Annotated in this window: 16 protein-coding genes and 2 riboswitches; of the genes, 15 read left to right on the forward strand and 1 reads right to left on the reverse strand. The window is 47.2% G+C overall.

Annotated features, from left to right (window positions below; all coding sequences use genetic code 11):
• Positions 1-90 precede the first annotated feature (90 nt).
• The 10 genes from ACT89M_RS02480 (at position 91) to sdaAA (ending at position 11,538) form a co-directional block, all read left to right on the forward strand.
• Positions 91-1,383, forward strand: coding sequence for an arsenic transporter (locus ACT89M_RS02480; RefSeq protein ID WP_487344979.1), 1,293 nt, complete (start codon positions 91-93; stop codon positions 1,381-1,383).
• A gap of 641 nt (positions 1,384-2,024) precedes the next feature.
• The gene (locus ACT89M_RS02485) at positions 2,025-2,957 is read left to right on the forward strand and encodes a phosphate ABC transporter substrate-binding protein (RefSeq protein WP_154891424.1); all 933 of its coding nucleotides are present in this window, start codon (positions 2,025-2,027) and stop codon (positions 2,955-2,957) included.
• Between the two features lie 118 nt (positions 2,958-3,075).
• Positions 3,076-4,011, forward strand: coding sequence for a phosphate ABC transporter permease subunit PstC (pstC, locus tag ACT89M_RS02490; protein WP_373323268.1), 936 nt, complete (start codon positions 3,076-3,078; stop codon positions 4,009-4,011).
• A 2-nt stretch (positions 4,012-4,013) separates the two neighbouring features.
• Positions 4,014-4,901: a phosphate ABC transporter permease PstA gene (gene pstA / locus ACT89M_RS02495; protein WP_090919024.1), complete on the forward strand. Its 888-nt coding sequence runs from the start codon at positions 4,014-4,016 to the stop codon at positions 4,899-4,901.
• A gap of 13 nt (positions 4,902-4,914) precedes the next feature.
• Entirely contained in the window at positions 4,915-5,670 is a 756-nt protein-coding gene (gene pstB, locus ACT89M_RS02500; RefSeq protein WP_154891423.1) for a phosphate ABC transporter ATP-binding protein PstB, read from the forward strand.
• A gap of 312 nt (positions 5,671-5,982) precedes the next feature.
• On the forward strand, positions 5,983-6,696 hold the full coding sequence (locus ACT89M_RS02505) for a response regulator transcription factor (protein ID WP_154891422.1): 714 nt from the start codon (positions 5,983-5,985) through the stop codon (positions 6,694-6,696).
• Positions 6,693-8,192 carry a HAMP domain-containing sensor histidine kinase gene (locus ACT89M_RS02510; protein WP_154891421.1) on the forward strand — a complete coding sequence of 500 codons (1,500 nt, stop codon included), beginning with the start codon at positions 6,693-6,695 and terminating at the stop codon, positions 8,190-8,192. The genes ACT89M_RS02505 and ACT89M_RS02510 overlap by 4 nt, the downstream gene beginning before the upstream one ends.
• A 6-nt stretch (positions 8,193-8,198) precedes the next feature.
• Entirely contained in the window at positions 8,199-9,302 is a 1,104-nt protein-coding gene (locus ACT89M_RS02515; RefSeq protein ID WP_487344980.1) for a LolA family protein, read from the forward strand.
• Between the two features lie 192 nt (positions 9,303-9,494).
• A riboswitch (glycine riboswitch) is annotated at positions 9,495-9,668 on the forward strand.
• 4 nt (positions 9,669-9,672) lie between these two features.
• A riboswitch (glycine riboswitch) is annotated at positions 9,673-9,809 on the forward strand.
• 114 nt (positions 9,810-9,923) lie between these two features.
• Positions 9,924-10,613 carry an L-serine ammonia-lyase, iron-sulfur-dependent subunit beta gene (sdaAB, locus tag ACT89M_RS02520; protein WP_154891419.1) on the forward strand — a complete coding sequence of 230 codons (690 nt, stop codon included), beginning with the start codon at positions 9,924-9,926 and terminating at the stop codon, positions 10,611-10,613.
• Positions 10,603-11,538 carry an L-serine ammonia-lyase, iron-sulfur-dependent, subunit alpha gene (gene sdaAA / locus ACT89M_RS02525; RefSeq protein ID WP_154891418.1) on the forward strand — a complete coding sequence of 312 codons (936 nt, stop codon included), beginning with the start codon at positions 10,603-10,605 and terminating at the stop codon, positions 11,536-11,538. Before sdaAB ends, sdaAA begins: the two co-directional genes overlap by 11 nt.
• Positions 11,539-11,784: 246 nt before the next feature.
• On the opposite strand, the gene ACT89M_RS02530 is transcribed toward sdaAA, so the two are convergent.
• Entirely contained in the window at positions 11,785-13,539 is a 1,755-nt protein-coding gene (locus ACT89M_RS02530) for an alpha-glycosidase (RefSeq protein WP_308722984.1), read from the reverse strand.
• Between the two features lie 371 nt (positions 13,540-13,910).
• On the opposite strand from ACT89M_RS02530, the gene ACT89M_RS02535 reads away from it, so the two are divergent.
• The 5 genes from ACT89M_RS02535 (at position 13,911) to ACT89M_RS02555 (ending at position 18,638) form a co-directional block, all read left to right on the forward strand.
• Positions 13,911-14,594 (forward strand): response regulator transcription factor, encoded by a 684-nt coding sequence (locus ACT89M_RS02535; protein WP_154891416.1) that lies wholly within the window; start codon positions 13,911-13,913, stop codon positions 14,592-14,594.
• Complete coding sequence (locus ACT89M_RS02540) at positions 14,591-16,156, forward strand: sensor histidine kinase (RefSeq protein WP_308722983.1); 1,566 nt, start codon at positions 14,591-14,593, stop codon at positions 16,154-16,156. The genes ACT89M_RS02535 and ACT89M_RS02540 overlap by 4 nt, the downstream gene beginning before the upstream one ends.
• 118 nt (positions 16,157-16,274) lie before the next feature.
• Positions 16,275-17,189: an ABC transporter ATP-binding protein gene (locus ACT89M_RS02545; RefSeq protein WP_090918727.1), complete on the forward strand. Its 915-nt coding sequence runs from the start codon at positions 16,275-16,277 to the stop codon at positions 17,187-17,189.
• Entirely contained in the window at positions 17,186-17,902 is a 717-nt protein-coding gene (locus ACT89M_RS02550) for an ABC transporter permease (protein ID WP_154960034.1), read from the forward strand. The genes ACT89M_RS02545 and ACT89M_RS02550 overlap by 4 nt, the downstream gene beginning before the upstream one ends.
• A gap of 1 nt (position 17,903) precedes the next feature.
• Positions 17,904-18,638, forward strand: coding sequence for an ABC transporter permease (locus ACT89M_RS02555; RefSeq protein ID WP_253498238.1), 735 nt, complete (start codon positions 17,904-17,906; stop codon positions 18,636-18,638).
• Positions 18,639-18,839 lie beyond the last annotated feature (201 nt).

Below are 18,839 nucleotides of genomic sequence, written 5' to 3' on the forward strand. Positions count from 1 at the left end.
AAAAAATAAATATAGACATTCCTCTTGCGTCCCTGTATAAATATATCGTCTGGTTCTTACGGGCAATTGTACAGGACAGCAGGAGGAACTATGGTATATGTAGCAATATTAATATTCGTTTTGACCATTACGATGGTGATCTGGCAGCCTCGTGGCATCGGCATTGGCTGGAGCGCTTCAGCAGGGGCAATCCTTGCCCTGGCAGCAGGAGTAGTTAGTTTCAATGATGCTTCGGATGTGGCCTCGATTGTATGGAATGCTACGCTGGCCTTTGTTGGCATTATTATGATTTCATTGATTTTGGACGAGACTGGATTCTTCGAATGGGCTGCCCTTCATATGGCCCGGCTGGCCGGAGGTAACGGACGTAAATTATTCCTTTATTCTATTTTACTGGGGGCTGCGGTGTCTGCCTTGTTTGCCAATGATGGCGCTGCGTTGATTCTGACACCGATTGTTCTGGCAATGGTTCGTGCTTTAAAGTTTGATGAGCGCATGGTGCTGGCATTTGTCATGGCAAGTGGTTTCATCGCGGATACGACCTCATTGCCACTCGTGGTCAGCAATCTGGTGAATATTGTTTCTGCCGATTTCTTTGGCATTACATTTGTAGAGTATGCGATACGTATGTTTGTGCCTAATCTGTTCTCTATTGCAGCGAGTACGGCGATGTTGTTTTTGTTTTATCGTAAAAGCATCCCGCAGACGTATGATGTCACGGCCGCTCGTGACCCCAAGGAAGCCATCCGTGATCCACGTGTGTTCAAGATTGCATGGTTTATGCTGGGGCTGTTATTGGTAGCTTACGCTTCCAGTGAATTTCTGCCGATTCCAGTCTCCGTTATTGTAGGTGCGGTGGCCCTGCTTTTCGGTATACTTGCACGCAAGAGCGAAGCGGTGGATTTGAAAAGGGTGGTTAAGGAAGCACCTTGGTCTATTGTTGTCTTCTCGGTAGGGATGTACATTGTTGTTTATGGTTTGCGTAATGCTGGATTAACGGATCATCTGAGCAGCTGGCTTGATGCTATAGCGGATTATGGTCTGTTCGCAGCATCGCTAGGTATGGGCCTGACCGCTGCGGTATTATCATCCGTGATGAACAATTTACCAACGGTATTAATTAATCTGCTCGCCATTCAAGGTGCACACACCGAGGGTATCATTAAGGAAGCTATGATCTATGCCAATGTCATTGGCTCGGATCTAGGTCCAAAGATGACGCCGATTGGGTCACTTGCAACCTTGTTATGGCTGCATGTATTGTCCCGTAAGGGTGTTAAGATTACATGGGGATATTATTTCAAAGCAGGCATTATTCTAACCATTCCAACGTTGTTGATTACATTGGCCGGTTTAGCAGTATGGCTGTGGATCTTGGGATAACAATAAGCATCGAGCTTACAAATAGAGATAGAAATGAAAAGGCGCCTCATATGATATGTGTAATACATATCATATGAGGCGCCTTTTTTTGATCAACTTCTACGTTTCTTATAGTTAGAAAGAAAAAACATTCTTATCTTGTAGAAGCAAAGCGCTCGCCTTTGTCTCCGAATGTTTACATATGAAAAATGAAATCCATAACGATTTGGAGACAACAGCGATCGGAAGAATGATCCGTAACCGGAACGCCCAGCACGGAGTGGTTCTTTTACTGCCCTCAGCCTTAGCTAGGAATATAAATGTTTTAGAAACAGATGAGCGCTGACGCAGCGGAGGGAACGGAACGATTGTGGAAAAGCGGAGCGTTCGCCTTTATCCCCGGATGTATTCCTCTTAAATATACAATCAAATATATCCGGGGGTAACAGCGATTGAAACAACGTCCGTTCCCGAAGCGGCCACCTGCGCACAAAATTATATTTCGTATGTTTCGTATTTAATCCCTAGCCCACATTTTTAACATTGCGTTTACAAAACATTGATTTTCAGATGACATAACGAAACTACAATGATTAAAGAGTTGATGGTGATCACACAAATTCACAAAACGCCATCACTACATTGGGGGAGGAAAACAAAAAATGTTTAAAAAGTTGCCGTTTATTTTGATGACCTTAACGTTCGTACTGGTGCTTGCAGCATGCGGATCGAAAAACGACGCAGGTACTACAAATGGTGCCGCAAGTAATGGATCAGGAGATAATACTGCTGCTGAACTCAGCGGTAACATTCTTGCTGTTGGATCAACAGCACTGCAGCCTCTGGTAGAGCAAGCTGGACAAAAATTTATGGCAGTTGATCAATATAAGAACGTGACGGTACAAGTGCAAGGCGGCGGTAGTGGTACAGGTCTGACTCAAGTATCTGACGGACAAGCTACGATCGGTAACTCTGACGTATTTGCTGAAGAGAAGTTGAAAGACGAAGCAAAAGCTAAAGAACTGGTTGACCACCAGGTAGCAGTTGTAGCAATTGCACCAGTAAGCAACAAAGATGCAGGTGTAACGGATCTGACAAAAGAACAACTGGTAGATATTTTCTCCGGTAAAATCACGAACTGGAAAGATGTTGGTGGTAAAGATCAAGCGATCGTTATCGTTAACCGTCCAAGTAGCTCCGGTACACGTGCAACTTTCGAAAACTTCGCGCTGGGAACGAAAGTAGAGGATATTCAAGGTTCAATCCAAGAAGATTCTTCCGGTACAGTTAAGAAGCTGGTATCTGAGACTCCAGGAGCAATTGGTTACCTGGCTCTGTCTTACCTGGATGACAAATTGCAAGTTCTGAAATACGGCGGTGTTGAAGCTACAGTTGAGAACGTAGAAGCAGGAACATATCCAGTATGGGCTTACCAGCACATGTATACAAAAGGTGAGCCGGATGCAGCAACAAAAGCATTCCTCGACTACATGCTCAGCGATGAAATTCAACAAAATGACGTTAAGGAACTGGGCTACATTCCGGTATCCGGCATGAAAGTAAAACGCGATGCAGCAGGTAATGTGACTCAGTAACATTCTTTGAACTTGCGCATACAGCGAAAGAGGCGGACCCAGGTCCTGCCTCTTTGCGCGGTTTGCTCAGAAATTATCCCATATTTTGCACTAATTCTACTATAGAAGGATGGTTGTTATGGAACAGACCGAAGGGGGAACGGTGATGAACAATAAACTGAAACCACGCCGGCCCTTGAGAGAGAAACATTACTGGGAAGAGTGGACGGGACGGATCTACACGTCGATATGTGTCGTTTTCCTGATCGTTGTCATGTTTTCCATCGTATATTTTGTCGCATCCAAAGGGTTATCAACCTTTTTCCAGGATGGCGTCAGCCTGCGTGAGTTCATTTTCGGAAAAACGTGGAATCCTACAGGTGAGCCTGGCGTTTATGGTGCATTACCGTTTATCACGGGTTCCTTTACAACCACCTTGCTTGCAGCATTGATTGCAAGTCCGCTTAGTCTATGTGCAGCACTCTTTATGACCGAGATTGTACCGGGTAAAGGTAAAAAGATTTTGCAGCCCGCGATTGAATTGCTTTCCGGTATTCCATCCGTTGTATACGGATTTATCGGTCTAAGCGTAATTGTTCCGATGTTACGCAGTATCTTCGGAGGACCCGGCATTGGGATTGCAGCCGGATGTCTGGTGTTGTCCGTCATGATTCTGCCTACAGTTACGAGTATCATGGCAGATGCGTTGTCTGCTTTGCCTAAGGGCTTGCGTGAATCTTCTTATGCGCTTGGCGCAACACGCTGGCAGACGATTTATCGGGTAATCATTCCGACGGTGCTACCTGCATTGCTGACAGGTATTGTCCTTGGTATGGCTCGTGCATTTGGTGAAGCATTGGCTGTACAGATGGTCATCGGTAATGCGCCGCATGTACCGACATCCCTGCTCGAATCCGCTTCAACATTAACAAGTGTAATCACCCTGAGTATGGGTAACACCACGATGGGTTCTGTTCATAACAATGCATTGTGGAGCATGGCGCTTGTCCTGCTGGTAATGACCTTTGTCTTCGTCATTCTGGTTCGCCTGCTTGAAAGGAGGAACCGGGTATGAGAATGAAGCCAAAAACAGCGGATAAAATTGCAACAGTAGTCATCGTGATTCTGGCTTTATTCATTGTTGTACTTTTGCTCGGTTTACTCGGATTTATTCTGTTCCGGGGGATCGGTCAGATCAACTGGCACTTCCTGACGAGTGCACCGCAATTGCTCAAAGGTGGCGGCGGTATTGGACCGCAACTCTTTAACTCTATCTTTTTGCTTGTACTAACGTTGATTATTACCATCCCGCTCGGCTGGGGCGGAGGTATTTATATGGCGGAATATGCCAAACCGGGTCGGATTACGAGTTTCATTCGACTGGTTGTCGAAGTATTGTCATCTTTCCCGTCGATCGTTATCGGTTTGTTCGGACTTTTGCTGATCGTAAATACGTTTGGCCTGGGCTTCTCACTCTTATCGGGTGCGATGGCACTGGCGATTTTCAACTTGCCACTTATGGTACGGACGACAGAGCAAGCTTTCCGAGCCGTTCCCAAAGAGCAGAAGGAAGCAGGACTTGCTCTTGGATTGTCCAAATGGAAGATCATTACGTCCATCCTGTTGCCTGTGGCACTGCCAAGCTTGATTACGGGCACCATTCTGGCATCCGGTCGGATCTTCGGTGAAGCAGCGGCCCTGATGTTCACTGCGGGTATGAGTAGTCCACCGCTGGACTTTACGGACTGGAATCCAACAAGTCCGAGATCACCAATTAATCCACTTCGTCCTGCGGAAACACTAGCTGTACACATCTGGAAAGTCAACAGTGAAGGCATCGGACCAGATTCCAAAGAAGTTGCAGCAGGGGCTTCTGCCGTGCTGGTCATTCTGGTACTGGCATTCAATCTGAGCGCGCGCTGGATCGGCCGGGTTGTGTACCGCCGTATGACAGCTTCGAAATAAGGAGGAAATCCACATGGCCATACCTTTTGGTACGGAACAGTTAAGCATATATTATGGACATTTTCAGGCCGTGAAGCAGATCAGCCTGACTTTCCCCGAAGCGAGTGTAACGGCCCTGATCGGGCCGTCCGGTTGCGGGAAATCCACATTCCTTCGTTCGTTAAATCGGATGAATGATGAGATTGCCGGGTCCCGCACGGAAGGACATATCTGGATGGACGGCAATGACCTTAACGAACCGGGGACGGATGTAATCAAGCTTCGTCAGAAAATCGGCATGGTGTGGCAGAAGCCAAACCCTTTTCACAAGTCTATTTACAACAATATCGCATTTGGCCCCCGCTACCGCGGTACAAAAAGTAAGAAGGCACTGGATGAAATCGTGGAAAAAAGCTTGCGCCGTGCTGCTCTCTGGGATGAAGTGAAAGACAGGCTACATGAGTCAGCCTTGGCACTTTCAGGTGGACAGCAACAGCGTCTCTGTATCGCGCGCGCACTGTCTGTAGACCCGCAGATCCTATTGCTTGACGAGCCTGCATCTGCGCTTGACCCTGTATCTACGGGTAAAGTGGAGGAATTAATCTCGGAGCTGAAGCAGGAGCTACGCATCGTTATTGTTACCCATAACATGCAGCAGGCGGCTCGCATCTCGGATTATACCGCTTATTTTTATTTGGGAAGTCTGGTTGAGCATGGTGAGACGGAGCACATTTTTACTAACCCGGACAATCGCTTAACGCAGGAATATATTATGGGGCGTTTTGGTTAATTGAAAACAAAAACAAGGCTTCTGGATTAGTCTATCCGGGAGCCTTGTTTTGCTCTATCTAAATGTTTGCCGGATAGGATGCACCATGCTAGGATAAATAAATATCGAGAAATCATTACATGAGTTAAGCGGCAACTTATTTGAAATTTCATTATGAGACGGAGCGTCCTGAAGTTCAGGGTGCTCTTTTTGTTGTAGAGTGCGGTTTAGAGATCTGGGATATAGACGATTTGTAATTCTAAAGAAACTATAAACTTTGCAGCATCACGAGTATTTTTCGCTACACTTTAATCCAGGGAGGATGAAAGCGCAATGACAGACAAGAATAACATACTGTTAGTAGAGGACGATCCAGAAATTGCCCGGATCTTAATGGACCATCTTCGTCGTGAAGGGTATGCAGTGACCTGGGCATCAAGTGGACTGGAGAGCTGGGAAGATTTCAAGAACGGATTATATCATCTTGTCCTACTTGATCTAATGTTGCCGGAGATGGACGGATTTACAGTATGCAAACATGTCAGGTTGATCAGCGATGTTCCGGTATTGATCATGAGTGCCCGGACCCAGGAAGAAAGCAAACTAGAAGGACTTGGCTTAGGCGCAGATGATTATATCACCAAACCTTTTAGTTTGGCGGAGCTTACGGCTCGAATTAAAGCCCACCTGAACAGATATCGTAGATATCAAGGTGGTCAGTCCAATGCATCGCTTCAGCAATACAACGATGGGTTAACGATTCACCCACTGAATCAGCAGGTGAGACTGAATGGTATAGAGGTGCAGTGCACAGCTAAAGAAGGAGCATTGCTAATGCTGCTGACTTCGCACCCCAACCGAGCCTTTACGAAAACAGAGATTTACGAACATGTGTGGGGTCAATCGGCAGAAGGAAGCTCCGCCGCTACAGTTACTGTGCACGTGAAAAGTTTGCGGGCCAAGCTGGGAGATGAGCCGCACCAGCCGCGCTGGATTCAAACCATATGGGGCAGTGGATACCGCTTTATTGGAGAACGGGTTAAATGAAACTGAAATATTGGCTGATGATTGCGTTCCTGATCGTGATGTTTTTGCCTGTGGCGGCAGGGTGGGCTTTATTTTCCTTATATAGCTATTATGAAAATCACCGTGCAGTAGCGGAGTATGTTGAAATGACAGGACGCATTGCACCGATAGAAAAGGTCTTAAATGATCCAACGCTGTATCAGCTGAATTCGTCTGAGCGTGATCAAACCCTCCCTGCGCTTGCCAGCGAACAGCTAAGTTTCAATCTTTATCTACCTTCTGGGATTCGGGTGTACACATCTGGCGGGGATATTACTTGGTCAACAGGTGGATATACGGTAAGAAGCTCTGAATTATATCGAAATCTGTATCATCTTCAGATTCGACACCGCACATTTTCATTGAAAAAACCAGTTTGGGATCAAGGGGAGCTGGTAGGGATTTATGAAATAACGATGTTGCGTGAGGATCGGCTTGAAGGAATATCGCTTCGAACGACATGGGTTATCGGTGGATCAGTGGTATTTTTTGTTCTCTTGTACGGAACAGTGTTGTGGTTGTTATCCCGCAAGCTTTTCTTCCCTATGAAAGTTCTGATAAACAGGATGCATGGATTTGCCCATGGAGAAGAACCAGATGAGATCCCGGTCAACGGTCTCAGTGATGAGATGGGTATGTTGTTAAAGCAGTTTGATGCGATGCAACAAACCATCAGGCAGACCCAGAAGGAAGTGGAGAGGCAACAAAAAGAAAAAGAGATGATTGTAGCTTCTCTGTCACACGACCTAAAGACACCTCTCATGTCCATCAGTGCTTATGCGGAAGCACTTAGTATGGAGAGAGATTCTAGACAATTAGAGAGACAGGAGTATAGAGATGTCATCGCTAGAAATGTGGAGCGTATGAAACAGATGATCGGTGAGCTGGAGATGTACACAGCATTGGGTTCCAGAGATTCAGAGCTTGCTATGGTTGAGGTAGAAGGGGAAGAGTTTTTTGAGATGCTGCTTGGCAGTTACGGAGGTCTTGCGGAACGTGATGAGTATGACATGAAGATGTCTGTTCGGACCAATCATTGCTATCGAATTCATCCTGAATCCCTGATGCGTCTGACCGATAATCTAGTGCATAACGCGCTTCGCTACACTCCTCCCCAAGGTAGCATCGGGCTCGCTGTAATGGATTCAGCATCAGAACTGGCGGAATGGATCGATCCATCACTGGGGGCAGAACTGGATGCGTACAGAAATGGTGCGACACTGCTTATCGTTCAAAATGAAGGCCCTCCTATTCCGGCAGAACAGCTGGAGCGGATTTTTGAGCCGTACGTTCAATATCACAAAGAGCAACTAGGCGGTTATGCAGGAGGCTCTGGATTAGGATTAAGCATATCAAAGAGAATCGCATTAAAGCATGGAGGAGATATACGCATGTGGTCCTCTGAACGATATGGGACTGTAGCTGTTTGTCGATTGCCGGAACGAAGGAACCCGGATGAAACACAGGATATAACTTAAGGAAAGGTGAGAATGATGATAAAAATGGGATGGAAGCTGATGGGAGCGGCCTTGATTGCAGGTTCATTGTTTGCTGGATGCGCAGAGAAAGATATGCTTGGGATGTCAGGAGCGGATATGATTGAGAAAATAATTGCATCCGAGTCTGGGCCAGGGTCATACTATGCCGAAGGTACGATGAAGATGTGGACAGATAGTGAGATTACGAGCACGATACACGTGAAGGAATGGGTCGACGGAAAAACAGGGAAAAAGCGGATCGAGACCGATGAAAACGGAAACGTGAGTTATGCGGTTCATAACGGTTCAGAGATTCTGCTCTATGAAGAAGAGGCGAAGACCGCTATTGCGATGGATTCATCAGCGCTCCAGCAGGAACCCAACCAAACCCAGAAGCAGATGCTGGTGGATCAACTGGAACGTATGCGTGATAACCATAATGTGAAGATGCTGGGTCAGGAAAAGCTTCAGGACCAGGAGGTCATTCATATTGAACTAACTCCGAAGGATAAGGATTCACTCTCCATGTCTTCGGAGTATTGGATAAACCCTAAAGAGTGGATGGTTGTGAAAGCCACGAGTACGTATGGGGATACCAAGTCAGAGTTTCTATATGACCAGATCAATTACAATCCTGAGTTCACAGACAAGACGTTTACGTTGGATATTCCTGCAGATGTAGAAGTGAAAAATATGAATGACGTGATGAATAACCGAGAAATCACACGAGAAGAAGCAGAGCAGGCCGTGGGTCAGCCCTTCCTACAGTATATCGGAGCGGATATGAAATTATCGAGAATTGAGCTCATTTCATCTATGGGTGAACAAGGCCGGGATGAAGTGACACTGTATTATGTGAAGGATAACAAACCAGAGATCAGCATGACCGTATTTAAAGCACCAGGGGAAAACGGTAATGAAAAACTGCTTCCAGAGGAAAAGAAAGTTAACATTCGTGATACAGAAGGTTCATATATGTCTATCATTCGGAACTTGTCGTGGAGCGAGGATGGTCTTCGTTATTCGGTCATGGGCGAAAATGATTTTTGGACAGAAGAACAACTACAGATGTGGGTAGATGAGTTGCAAATAACGAAGCAAGCGAAATAATATTGCGGATAGAGAAAAATGAACAAGCTTTGAACCATATGAACGAAAGGAGCATATCGTATATAGAAAGTGATGTGCTTCGAGATTACGTCACTTTTATTGACATATAGCGTATGGCATATTACGCTGTATATGATTGAATGCATGGCAGAATGGTGAACTTTCATTCATGGAATAACAGAATATAGCGAATGATAACGAGCGGGAGAGACCTAGCAGGATGATGCAATACAGTACAAGTAGGCATGATTAATGCAATTTAAGATGTAGAACTGTACTGTACAGATGGCTTGGGCACCGAAGGAGCAAGCAGTTATGCACCCGGCATAACCGTTAATCTCTCAGGTAAATGTACCGTCGTTGGACGCAACTCTGGAGAGTGCGCGGAAGAAGCGCCACCCAAGGGGTATATGATTGTCAGATTGCTGAACAGATGAGTGCTTGCGTGTACTCGGCCTTGTTCTTCCTGGCTTAAAATCATGAAACTCTCAGGTATCAAGGACAGAGAGAGGGCTAACGGCCTTCTTCTGTCCTTTTTTGATGTCATCAATCAGTAAATCAGGAACATTGTGGTGGGTCTTGTCCAGATATCGATGACAAAACCAATTGGAGGGTTAACAGGTGCGATTTAAAGATGTTTTTTCAATTATTGGCCCGTCGATGACGGGACCATCCAGTTCACATACAGCCGGTGCTGCAAGATTGGGACGAATTGCGCGTCAGTGGCTGGGATGTACACCGGAACGTGCAAGGCTTACGTTATATGGCTCATTTGCGGATACCTATCAGGGACATGGAACAGATCTGGCACTAATCGGTGGTTTGCTGGGTTACGTTACAGATGATCCGCGTATACCGGATGCAGAGCAATATGCAGATGAAGCAGGCATGGAGGTTGAATTTTACACCAGCGGTCTACCGGCTCCTCATCCGAACACGGTCAAGATTGAATTGTGGCACGGCGAACGGGCATGCTCTTTAATAGGCGCTTCCATCGGTGGCGGCAGTGTATCTGTGCATGCATTAAATGATTTTCGCGTACAGATCAGTGGAGAGTTTCCGACACTTGTTTTGCGTCATGCCGATAAAGCAGGAGTTCTGGCATCCGTGACCTCAACCATTAGCTCATCCGGAGTGAATATCGGCTATATGCAAGTGGATCGAAAGGCTCGTGATGGTGAGGCACTTACAGCAATGGAGATGGATGCACCGCCGAGTGAAGACACGTTGAACAAGCTGCGTTCATTGGATCATATGCTGGATATTCGTGTGATTGATCTGAAGAGAGGGGGTGATCCGGATGCGGTTTAAACATCTACATGAATTGAACACCATCTGCACTGCGGAGTCCAAAACGATTGCACAGTTGATGATTGAAGAGCAGGTGCAGGAGACTAACACACCCGAAACAGATGTCGTAAAGCAAATGTCGGAGTACTACCAGGTGATGAAAGAAGCGGTTCGTAAAGGACTTACAGAAGATACCACCTCACGTAGCGGACTGACGGGTGGGGACGGGAAAAAGATGGCCGAATATATTCGCCAAGGCGAAACATGCTCTGGCGATGCTTCTGCCCTTGCCATGGCCTATGCACTTTGCGTATCGGAAGTGAATGCCTCCATGGGACGGATCGTGGCTACGCCAACAGCGGGCTCTTGTGGCATCATTCCGGGTGTGTTTATCAGCTCGCAGGAACGATTTGGCTGGACGGATGAACATCTGGTGAATGGATTGTTCTGCGCCGGTGCTATTGGATACGTGATCGCCAACAATTCATTTATTTCAGGGGCCGAGGGCGGCTGTCAGGCGGAAGTAGGATCAGCGATTGGCATGGCTGCCGGTGCGATGGTGGAGCTTCGTGGAGGGACGCCGGAGCAGGTAGTGCATGCTGTAGGATTGGCTTTGAAAAATACACTGGGCCTCATCTGCGATCCGGTTGCTGGCCTGGTAGAGATTCCATGCATCGTGCGCAACGGACTCGGTGCCGTTACTGCACTGGCTGCCGCAGATATGGCACTCGCTGGTGTACGCAGTGCCATTCCGTCTGACGAAGTCATTGACGTGATGTTGGAGGTAGGCAGTGCGATGCCAAGCCGTCACCGCGAGACAGCGCAAGGTGGGCTCGCTCAGACACCTACAGGCCGCAAGATGATGGAGAAGCTGGCGAAGCCAAAGGCCAAGCGCTTGCCGGATGAGTCATCCGAAACATCAACAACAGGCTCAGAGGCAGAATAGCAAGTGGATCATATACAGGACAGGGGCAGATAGCTTAGGAGCACACAACCAAGTTCCGATTATCAATTAAATTAGTAATTAGAGCATGTTAGTCGTTATTACTTCATAACAAACAAGCGTCCGCGAACCTGGTTTTCTCAGGTTATGCGAGACGCTTGTTTGTCCAGTTTGCCTAAACCGCCAAGATAGCAGTCAACCACTCAGAATTGGAGAAGGCAGTCATTTATTGTTGTTTCCAAAAGGCATCTATTTTACTTCTGTGCGCATCACGGCATATCCGTAAGCAGGCAGTTCAATGGCAAGCACACCGTCTTCCAGAGCGGTGCGATGGTTGCCCTCAAACAGCTCCGTCCAAGGTTGCTCTCCTGCATCCAGTTCAACGATGGCGGTTTCCTCAGAACGGTTGAACAGAATGAGGATGCGTTCCTCGTCACTTTGCCGCTCCATCACAAGCTGGCTACCGCCTTCCTGGGCTTGCAGGAAACGAATGGTTCCTGCTGCACGCAGTGCAGGATGAGCATGACGCAGAGCAATCAGCTTTTGATAAAAGTGAAGTAGCTCCCGATCCTGCTTCGCTTCGTCCCACTCCATGCATTTGCGGCAACCTGGATCATGTTCTCCGTCGAGCCCGATCTCGTCACCATAATAGATACATGGGGCTCCCATATAACTGAACTGGAACAAGGCAGCCAGCTTCATCTTGCGTTGATCGCCCTCGCACAAGGTAAGCAGGCGCGGAGTATCATGACTGTCGAGTAAGTTGAATGCCACCTCGCTCGCTTGAAGTGGGTAGCGAGATAGCTGCCTGCCAAGGGCACTCGCGAATTGTTCAGCGTGCATCTTATCTTCCACAAAGAAATGATTTACGGCGGCGGTGAACGGATAGTTCATGGCAGCATCGAACTGGTCCCCTTGTAGCCAGGAAGAAGATTCGTTCCATATCTCACCTAGAATGTAGGCATCTGGGTTGGCTTCCTTAACAACCCGCCTGAAATCTCTCCAGAAAGCATCGTCCACTTCATCAGCTACATCAAGACGCCAGCCGTCCGTGCCAACTTCCTTGATCCAATATTCCGCTACTTCGAGCAAGTAGGCCTTCACATCGGGATTCTCTGTATTCAGCTTGGGCATATGAGCCTCAAATCCAAATGTCTCATAGGTTGGAATGCCATCCTTCACGTCCAGCGGGAATTCATGTACGTGAAACCAGTCCTTGTATTTGGACTTGGCACCAAGCTTTTGTACATCGACAAAAGGAGCAAATGTTTTGCCTGAATGATTAAACACGGCATCCAGCAGTACACGAATACCCCGTTCATGACACAGCTTCACCAGACGCTTCACGGTGTCAGCATCACCGAAATGGCGGTCGACGCGCAGATAGTCTTCGGTATCATATTTATGATTGGTTGTAGCTTCGAAAATCGGAGTAAAATAAATCGCATTAATGCCCAGTTCACTGAGGTAATCAAGGTGGTCGATTACACCCTGCAAGTCACCGCCAAAGAAATTAAAGGGTGTAGGTTCACCGCCCCAAGGTTCAACCTCTTTGGGATTGATATCCGGGTTGCCATTGGCAAAGCGCTCGGGGAAAATCTGATAAAACACAGCATCTTTCACCCATGCTGGGGGTGTAAACACAGCTCCGGCATGAAGATATGGGAACTGAAACATGCGGCCTGGGTCATCGGGCTCCTCCTCTTGGAAATCCGTCTCGGTCATCCAGATGTGTTCATCTCCACTTTTGAGCAAAAAAGCATACTTCAATCGATGATACGGAGGTCTCACTTCCCCCTCGTAGTAGTCAAACATAGAGTCTGACGTCAATTTGGTCAGAGGAACCATATCTTTTGTTTCCTCCCACGCGTATTTATCTCCAGTCAGGGCATACACCTCGGTGAGATCATTCTTTTTGGCACGCAGACGTAGACGAATCGTATCCTGATCATAGGCATAGGCCCAGTTTCGTTTCGGTTGGTGGAAGATGGCTTCAAGCAGCATATGTAATTCCTCCTGTCAGATATGAATGAAGTAAGCAGAGACCAATTCATTTAAATTCGATTAAATATGCTAGTAGTACAGTAATACAGGTGATATGTAGACATTATTGCTGAAAGATATAGCTTCATATTACGTGACTGCAGATTGCGTTATAATGAGGGTATGAAAAGAGAGGGCAGGCTCTAAACGAGCGACATGGAATGTACTGAGGCCTAGGCAACGGACATTGTAGCTTGTGCAACCAGGCTTGCATTTAAACTCGCGGGGAGGTTCGCCCCATTCAAAATTTAAAGCCAAAAATCATAAAGATAAGCATTGCCGCCCAGATACATCATTAACCCAAAGGGAACGGAAAGGAAACGAGTACATAGATGAAAAACAAACTGTTATACATTGAGGATGATACGGAAATTGCAACATGGGTGAGAGAAGATCTGGAGGAGCGTGGATATGAGGTCGTCTGGCTTGGGAGCGGTGAAGGGGCCACCGAGGCTGTGGCAGACTGCTCCCTAGTCATTCTGGATGTCATGCTGCCAGGGCTCGACGGATTCACGGTAGGCCAGCGATTAAAAAAAGAATATCCTGCTGTGCCCATCGTTATGCTCTCGGCCAGAACATCCATTGATGACAAGTTGCATGGGCTTGATTTTGCCGATGACTATGTGACCAAACCTTTTCATCCGGACGAGCTTGCAGCGCGAATTGAGGTTCAACTGCGGAAAGCAGGCAAAGTAGGTTCAAGTGAAGCGGTACTTAAGCTGGATCATCTGTCGATTTATGAGCAGGATAACCGGATCGTGAATGAGCAGACGGGGGAAGAGATTATTTTATCCGGTAAACAGTTCCACATCTTCGCTTATTTGCTTCGGCATATGGGCATGATTCGCACCAAAGAGCAGATCTATGAAGCGGTGTGGAACGAGTCTTATCTGGATGGGGACAAAACGTTGATGGTGCACATTCGGCATCTGCGCGAGAAGCTGGAGATTGATCCGGCCAATCCTGTCATTATTCAGACAGTACGCGGTGTTGGCTATCGTGTGAAGAAGCCATGATCAGATGGTATAGAGAACGGAAGGCAAGGAAGTCTGAACAGAACAGAGGCAGTGAAACAGGACAGCCTATCCGTCCCAAAATAAAGTTTGGGCGATCACTGATGTCCAGATACATGCTACTGATTCTGGCAGCTTTTCTGTTTGTACCTGTTGTGGTACCGATGGTAGCAACGGTTTTTATTGTAGTCATCAATAACGTAAGCTCTAGTGAAGAAGCACCTTACGGAAACGCTGACCAAATTACCGAACTGTGGGCTATGGAATCCAAAAAGCTGGGCGGGGCTTCTGACCAAATCATAGATAAACGGATGAAAGAACTGCAGGAGAAATACCCTAAATCGGCTATGTATCGTGTAGATGCGGCAGGCCGAACGAAGTTAGTGCTTGGCGGTGAAGAGGCGGATGTACTGAAGTCTAAATCATTGCATCCTTCAGTCACCTCGGAAGGGGAGCCGGCGTCTTTAAATACAGACGTCATTCTGAAGTGGTCGCTCGCAACTGGAGAAAAAGCAGAGACCCGAATCCCGGCAAGATGGACACCAAATGATACGGTTCAGTTCATGAAGGAAGCCTTGTATCGCGATCCTCTAACCGTGGTTTCTTTTATTGGCGGAGTAAATGTGAATAAGGGACAAGGGTTTATGGTGATTGAAGTCCCTCGTGAGCTCATTCAAAACATCACCAATAACGGGGTATTAGAATTCATCTATTTCGGGGCAGTGATGCTGATTGTGTTTGTGATCTTTATTGTGATGTCCGTTCTGTTCTTCGCCAAAATTCGCAAACGACTGATTCACTTGCAATCTGCTATGGTTACCCCGGGCAAGGAGGGTATACCACTTCCAGTGGACATTAAGAGATCGGATGAGATTGGACATTTGGAGGAATCCTTTAACCAGATGGTACATCAGTTAACGGATAGCCTTCAGCGTGAACGGGAAGAGGAGCAACTTCGCAAACGGCTTGTGGCAGGGTTATCCCATGACCTGAGAACACCGCTTACGGTAATTCGCGGGCATATGCATGCACTGAATAAAGAAAACCTAAGTGATCAAGGCGTGCGGGCACTGAGTCGAATGGAAGGCAAGATACAGGATCTTGGTGAACTGATCGACAATTTGCTCACGTATAATCTGCTGACTAGTGGAAGATATACTTTAAAACTGGAGCAGAAAGATGCACTGCGTATGATAAGGGAAGCTGCTGCTTCCTGGTATCCGGTGTGGGAGAAGGAAGAGTTTGAGATCGATATTGACCTGCCTGAAACTCCGTTAATCTGGGATGTAGATGCGCAAGGGCTGCGGCGTGTGCTGGATAATTTGTTTCAAAATGTAGTTCGTCATGCGGCAAGCGGAAAATATATTCGCATTTCCACGGAGCAGATTCAGGGTCGAACTGCCGTAGTGATCGAGGATCGCGGACCGGGAATTCAGCCGGATTCGGGTACGAAGGGCACAGGACTTGGCTTATCCATTGTCGATCTGCTGATTCGTGAGATGGGCTTGCGGAAGCGGGTAGATAGCTCAGATGCGGGTGTCCGTACCTATCTATACAGCGGCTAAGGGATTGATCGGGAAGTTTGAACGCAGGCAGAAGAGGTTTCTTTTTAAACTAAACTTAAACTTGGATGTACGCTGGCTTTAACCTTGGAGGGTTACGATAGTTCCGAGGTGATAATGAATGAGCGAAAATATTATTCAAACAGCGAATTTATGGAAAACATATAAGGACCGTGCAGCGGTTCGTGAACTTGACCTTCATATTAAAAAAGGAGATATCTACGGCTTCCTTGGTCCTAACGGTGCCGGCAAAACAACAACGATCCGCATGCTTCTTGGATTGATTAAACCGACCAAAGGTGTCATCCGGGTCTTCGACAAAGATATTCGCAAGGACCGTATGGACATTTTACGGCGTGTAGGTTCTCTGGTGGAGTACCCCTCCTATTACGGTCATCTGAATGCGGTAGAGAATCTTGAGGTACTGCGCCGCATTATCAATGTACCCAAGTCAAGGATTGCGGAAGTGTTATCTATTGTTGATCTGACAAAAGATGCTAAACGAAATGTAAAAGGGTATTCCCTCGGCATGAAACAGCGTTTGGGCATTGCCAGCGCGCTACTCGGTGAACCGGAGCTGCTTATTTTGGATGAGCCAACGAACGGACTTGACCCCGCGGGGATTCAGGAGATTCGGGAACTCATCAAACGTATGCCGCTGGAGCATGGCATCACCGTTCTTGTATCCAGTCACTTGCTGAGTGAAGTGGAGCAGATGGCGAGTCGTGTCGGTATTATAAGAGATGGCAAAATGGTGATGCAGGACACGATGGCGAGTCTCCATAGTCAGACAGGCAGCTCAATCAGGCTCACGGTGTCTGAACCGGAGGCAGCCATGAAGCTTGCTCGTGAGCAGGGGCAATTTGGTCAGAGACAGGGTGCTGAGCTTACCTTCCCCTACATGGATAACAGCGCAGTCGCACTGCTGGTACGCCGATTGATTGAACAGGATCATGATGTATACCGGGTCGAAGAACAGAGACAGTCTTTGGAGGATCTCTTCATGCGTGTCATTGGCGAGGGGGCTTCCCTATGACAGGACGTGCATTATCAGCCGACTGGCTTAAAATTCGTGGCAAAGGCATCTGGTTTCTGGTGTTTCTGGCCCCAATCGGCTTGACGGCCATGCAGGCTCTGAATTTCGGATTACGGCTGGATTATCTGAAAGAGCAGTATGCCGATAATTTGTGGGGAGGTCTGCTGGGAAACGTGGTTGTTTTTGTGCCGCTGGCTTTAATGCTGGGCGCAACCATTTTGAGTTCGATGATCGCCGGAATAGAGCATGAGCAGGGGTCGTGGAAGCAACTTCTGGCGATGCCAATTAAAAGGCCAGCCGTTTATCTTGCAAAGTTTCTGCTGGCCTGTGTGCTACTAATGATCTCATGTTTGTTGCTAACGGCGGGGGTTGTTGGACTGGGACTTGTGCTTGGTTTCGATGCCAAAGATATACCGTGGGCACAGGCACTGAAGCTGGGGCTTATGCCGCTAGCTGGCGCACTGCCTGTATTGTCCATTGAATTATGGTTTACGCTGGTATCCAAAAATCAGGCGCTACCGGTTACATTCGGCATTATTCTTGCGATTACCGGTATGTTTTCACTCAGCATTTCTCCACATTTTCCACTTGCTTGGGCACAGATGGCTTGGAGTGCGCCTAACGCTTACTTATACGCAGCAATGGGTGCATGTTTAGGAATCCTCATTTTGCTGATAGGCATGATGCACTTCAGTCGGAAGGATGTGGCCTGATATGAATTTTGCTACAACCTATTTTCGTATCTTATCTGCGGAACGTTTGAAAATGGCCAAATCGCCAATCTCGCTTTTGGTTCTAATCAGTCCCTTGATCGCACTGCTCATCGGTCTGCTCTCTTCCCCATCGGGCGATTGGATTGCATTGATGTCAGCCATGGTGATGATTCACGGTATGCTTTTGTTACCGATGCTGACAGGGGTGTTCACCTCATTTGTCTGCCGTTTTGAACATGCAGGGGGTGGATGGAAACAGCTCTTGGTTCTGCCACTTACACGTACAGGTGTGTATTTAGGCAAATTCACAATGGTGTTACTGCTCCTCGCTGGTACACAGTTACTTCTATTCGGAAGTATCGTTTTGACAGGATTAATCCATGGGATGGCATCACCGGTACCTTGGGGATTCCTTGTCAGTAAAATGTTGCTTGGACTTCTGGCTTGTATCCCATTGGCGGCATTACAGATGTTTGTGTCTCTGATCTGGAGCAGTTTCGCCGCGCCGCTTGCCCTGAACTTCGCGCTAACGATACCTAACATTCTGGTTGCAAACTCCGCAACGTATGGCCCGTATTATCCATGGGCACAGCCGATGATTCTGATGCTTCCCATTGAGGGAACAGGGTTCGGTGCGTTCAATGTTCCGCTCGGCACACTTCTAGCCGTAGTTGGTGGCAGCGCCGTGTTATTCATTGCGATGGGCATGATTTATTTTTCGAAGAAGGAAGTATAAAGTATACGTTCGATGAGAATAACAAATGAACCTTTCCTGAGGCTGTGCATCCAAAGAGTTGGTATGCAGACAGTCTCAGTTTTTTTTTATATTATGCGATAAAGGGCAAATCCCATCTTTTTCATGCCTATTGATGTGAATTTCATCCTATTTGATAAGCAAAATGAGACGAGAATCTGGTAAAATAAAAAAAGCTGTTTC

The sequence above is a fragment of the Paenibacillus sp. NN59 genome, assembly GCF_057597225.1.